The sequence below is a fragment of the Allobacillus salarius genome (genome assembly GCF_007559425.1).
Lineage (GTDB): Bacteria > Bacillota > Bacilli > Bacillales > Alkalibacillaceae > Allobacillus > Allobacillus salarius.
Map to the genome: position 1 here is coordinate 1 of NZ_VMHE01000058.1, position 1,938 is coordinate 1,938.

The 1,938-nt window shown below is 51.4% G+C and carries 1 protein-coding gene; it reads left to right on the top strand.

Going from position 1 to position 1,938, the window contains the following annotated elements; translation table 11 throughout:
- Positions 1–683, top strand: a 683-nt coding sequence (bla, locus tag FPQ13_RS12950) for a class A beta-lactamase (RefSeq protein ID WP_122766919.1), incomplete at its 5' end; no start/stop codon positions are given.
- Positions 684–1,938 lie beyond the last annotated feature (1,255 nt).

The window sequence follows — 1,938 nt, forward strand, 5'->3', positions numbered from 1 at the left end:
CCGAAGAACGTTTTCCAATGATGAGCACTTTCAAAGTTCTGCTATGTGGCGCGGTATTATCCCGTATTGACGCCGGGCAAGAGCAACTCGGTCGCCGCATACACTATTCTCAGAATGACTTGGTTGAGTACTCACCAGTCACAGAAAAGCATCTTACGGATGGCATGACAGTAAGAGAATTATGCAGTGCTGCCATAACCATGAGTGATAACACTGCGGCCAACTTACTTCTGACAACTATCGGAGGACCGAAGGAGCTAACCGCTTTTTTGCACAACATGGGGGATCATGTAACTCGCCTTGATCGTTGGGAACCGGAGCTGAATGAAGCCATACCAAACGACGAGCGTGACACCACGATGCCTGTAGCAATGGCAACAACGTTGCGCAAACTATTAACTGGCGAACTACTTACTCTAGCTTCCCGGCAACAATTAATAGACTGGATGGAGGCGGATAAAGTTGCAGGACCACTTCTGCGCTCGGCCCTTCCGGCTGGCTGGTTTATTGCTGATAAATCTGGAGCCGGTGAGCGTGGGTCTCGCGGTATCATTGCAGCACTGGGGCCAGATGGTAAGCCCTCCCGTATCGTAGTTATCTACACGACGGGGAGTCAGGCAACTATGGATGAACGAAATAGACAGATCGCTGAGATAGGTGCCTCACTGATTAAGCATTGGTAATTCGAAATGACCGACCAAGCGACGCCCAACCGGTATCAGCTCACTCAAAGGCGGTAATACGGTTATCCACAGAATCAGGGGATAACGCAGGAAAGAACATGTGAGCAAAAGGCCAGCAAAAGGCCAGGAACCGTAAAAAGGCCGCGTTGCTGGCGTTTTTCCATAGGCTCCGCCCCCCTGACGAGCATCACAAAAATCGACGCTCAAGTCAGAGGTGGCGAAACCCGACAGGACTATAAAGATACCAGGCGTTTCCCCCTGGAAGCTCCCTCGTGCGCTCTCCTGTTCCGACCCTGCCGCTTACCGGATACCTGTCCGCCTTTCTCCCTTCGGGAAGCGTGGCGCTTTCTCATAGCTCACGCTGTAGGTATCTCAGTTCGGTGTAGGTCGTTCGCTCCAAGCTGGGCTGTGTGCACGAACCCCCCGTTCAGCCCGACCGCTGCGCCTTATCCGGTAACTATCGTCTTGAGTCCAACCCGGTAAGACACGACTTATCGCCACTGGCAGCAGCCACTGGTAACAGGATTAGCAGAGCGAGGTATGTAGGCGGTGCTACAGAGTTCTTGAAGTGGTGGCCTAACTACGGCTACACTAGAAGGACAGTATTTGGTATCTGCGCTCTGCTGAAGCCAGTTACCTTCGGAAAAAGAGTTGGTAGCTCTTGATCCGGCAAACAAACCACCGCTGGTAGCGGTGGTTTTTTTGTTTGCAAGCAGCAGATTACGCGCAGAAAAAAAGGATTTCAAGAAGATCCTTTGATCTTTTCTACGGGGTCTGACGCTCAGTGGAACGAAAACTCACGTTAAGGGATTTTGGTCATGAGATTATCAAAAAGGATCTTCACCTAGATCCTTTTATAGTCCGGAAATACAGGAACGCACGCTGGATGGCCCTTCGCTGGGATGGTGAAACCATGAAAAATGGCAGCTTCAGTGGATTAAGTGGGGGTAATGTGGCCTGTACCCTCTGGTTGCATAGGTATTCATACGGTTAAAATTTATCAGGCGCGATTGCGGCAGTTTTTCGGGTGGTTTGTTGCCATTTTTACCTGTCTGCTGCCGTGATCGCGCTGAACGCGTTTTAGCGGTGCGTACAATTAAGGGATTATGGTAAATCCACTTACTGTCTGCCCTCGTAGCCATCGAGATAAACCGCAGTACTCCGGCCACGATGCGTCCGGCGTAGAGGATCGAGATCTACCGGGTAGGGGAGGCGCTTTTCCCAAGGCAGTCTGGAGCATGCGCTTTAGCAGCCC